General features: G+C 69.1%; 3 protein-coding genes. All 3 read left to right on the top strand.

The genetic code is table 11. The features are described 5' to 3' along the window. Positions 1-703: flagellar hook-length control protein FliK (locus H0W38_RS20575; protein WP_292457692.1), on the top strand; the 703-nt coding region annotated here is incomplete at its 5' end. 157 nt (positions 704-860) lie between these two features. After that, positions 861-1460 carry a flagellar basal body-associated FliL family protein gene (gene fliL, locus H0W38_RS20570; protein ID WP_292457689.1) on the top strand — a complete coding sequence of 200 codons (600 nt, stop codon included), beginning with the start codon at positions 861-863 and terminating at the stop codon, positions 1458-1460. 34 nt (positions 1461-1494) lie between these two features. Next, positions 1495-2496 (top strand): flagellar motor switch protein FliM, encoded by a 1002-nt coding sequence (gene fliM / locus H0W38_RS20565; protein WP_292457688.1) that lies wholly within the window; start codon positions 1495-1497, stop codon positions 2494-2496. Positions 2497-2658: the final 162 nt, after the last annotated feature.

The following is a 2658-nucleotide window of genomic DNA, read 5'->3' as shown; positions in this document are numbered from 1 at the left end:
CGGTGACGGTGCGGCGGCGGCCTCGGCCGACGCAGGGTCCGGCACGCAACGCGGCACCGTTGCGGGCGCAGCGTCCGGCACCGAATTCATCGCGGCGACCGGCGCATCGCCGGCTGCTGCTGCTGCTGCCGCTGCCGATGCAAGCAGGGGGCTGGGCGAGAGCCCCGCACTCGGTGCGCAGGCGGCGCCTCTTCCCGCGCTCGCCAGCCTGCACCCTGCACCGGCCGCCGCCGGCAGTGCCGCCACTTCGGCCGCCGCCGCAAGCGGCGCACCGATGTTGGCGCTGGCCACGCCGGTCGATTCGCCCGACTTCGGCGCGGCGCTGGCCGCGCGGCTCACGCTGCTCGCGCAGGGCGGCGTGCAGCAGGCCCAACTCCAGCTCAACCCGGTCGAGATGGGCCCGATCACGGTGCAGATCGCGCTCGACGGCGCGCAGGCGCAGATCGACTTCAGCGCGGCCCATGCCGGCACCCGCGAGGCGCTCGCGTCGAGCCTGCCGGCGCTGGCTGCCGCTTTGCACGGCGCAGGGCTCACGCTGACCGGCGGCGGTGTCTCCGAGCAGGGTTCGGGGGCGAGAGAGTCGTTGTCGGGTGAGGGCGGTACGGCGCGCGCCGCCGGCGCGGATGCGGATGCCGGCGAGGTTCTTGCGCCTGGCAGCGCGGCGCTGCCGGGCGGGCGGGGCTTGCTCGACCTTTATGCCTGAAAGGCCGGCTCGCAAGGCTCGCCATATCCGCATCAGCAGCGGATTGAGCCGCCTTATCCCCGCATCAGCGCAGTAGCCCGCTCGAATAATCACTCTCATTCCCTGCGCGCGGCAGCCCCATCGCCGCCGCGCACGCCGAGTGACCAAGGAGTTCCCGATGTCTGCAGCCGCGGCCGAAGCCGCCCCCGTTTCCGCAAGCAAACCCCGGCGCAAGCTGTCCAAGAAGCTGCTGATGATCCTGGCGATCGTCGGTGTGCTGCTGGCCGGCGGCGCGGCGGCCACGGTGTTCGTGCTCAAGAAGAAGGCCGCCTTGGCGGCCGCGCTCGCCGGCGAGGACGACGCACTGCCCGCCGACGAGGCACTCGCCCTTCAGGACCAGGGCCGACGCGACCCGAGCAAGCCCCCCACCTTCTTGCCGCTCGATCCTTTCGTGGTGAACCTCGCCGACCGCGAGCAGGAGCGCTACGCGCAGATCGGCATCACCCTGCAGATCGACAACGCCGCGGTCGCCGAGCAGCTCAAGGCCTACATGCCGGCGATCCGCAACGGCGTGCTGATGATCCTGGCCCACAAGAGCTCGGCCGAACTGCTCGAGCGCGCCGGCAAGGAGCAACTGGCCGCCGAGATCATGCGCGAGTCGGTACGCCCGCTGGGCATCGAGGTGGCGCCTGCTGCCCCGGTGGCCGGCCGGCCGCGCGTGCCGGCGGTGCACAACCCGGTCGAGAAGGTTCACTTTTCCAGTTTCATCATTCAGTGATGAAACCGTTCACTGTCTCCACCCGGCTGGTGCGATGAATCAGCAGATCCTCTCGCAAGACGAAGTCGACGCGCTGCTGCAGGGCATCACCGGCGAGAGCCAGAAGCTCGAGGCCGAGGAGGTCGATACCGGCGCGATCCGCGACTACAACCTGGCCAGCCAGGAGCGCATCGTGCGTGGGCGCATGCCCACCATGGAGGTCATCAACGAGCGCTTCTCGCGCAACATCCGCGTGGGGCTGTTCAACATGATCCGGCGCACGCCGGAGGTGGCCGTCGGCGGCATCAAGGTGCAAAAGTACAGCGCCTTCCTGCGCGAGATCGTGGTGCCGACCAACTTCAACATCATGTCGGTGCGCCCGCTGCGCGGCTCCGGGTTGATCGTGTGCGACCCGACGCTGGTGTTCGCCGTGATCGACGCCCTCTTCGGCGGCGCCGGCAAGTTCCACACGCGCATCGAGGGCCGCGACTTCTCGCCCACCGAGCAACGCGTGATCACGCGCTTGGTCGACGTGATCGCCGCCGAATACAAGAAGGCCTGGGCCGGCGTGTACCCGATCGAACTGGAATACCAGCGCTCGGAGATGCAGCCGCAGTTCGCCACCGTGGCCGCGCCCAGCGAGATCGTCGTGACCTGCTCGTTCACGCTGGAGATCGGCGAAACCACCGGCACCATCCACTTCTGCATTCCCTACGCCACGCTCGAGCCGATCCGCGACACGCTGTACTCCGCCACGGTGGGCGACTCCAGCGAGCCCGACCGCCGCTGGGTCAAGCTGCTCACGCAGCAGATCCAGGCCGCCGAGGTGGAACTCGTCACCGAGCTGGCGACCGCGCCTGCCACGGTGGAGCAACTTCTCTCGCTCAAGCCGGGCGATTTCATCGAGCTCGACCTCGAGCCGATCGTCAAGGCCAAGGTCGATGGCGTGCCGGTGTTCGACTGCCACTACGGCACGAGCAACGGCAAGTACGCGATCAAGATCGACCACCTGCTGACGAACCACAACCCCCACTGGTTGGGAGACCACAATGGCTGACGCCAAACCGACCGCAGACAACACCGCCCAGGACGACATGGCGGCCGAATGGGCCGCCGCGCTCGAGCAGCAGGAAACCGCCAGCGAAGTCATGGCGCCGGCCGAGCAGGTGTCGCCGGCGCCGTTCACGAACTTCACGCCCACCGGCAACGGCGGCGCGGG

Origin of the sequence: Methylibium sp., from assembly GCF_013817365.1 — a bacterium.
GTDB lineage: Bacteria > Pseudomonadota > Gammaproteobacteria > Burkholderiales > Burkholderiaceae_C > Methylibium.
Note: the sequence above shows the minus strand (reverse complement) of the source record. Positions and strands in the feature narration are given on the sequence as shown.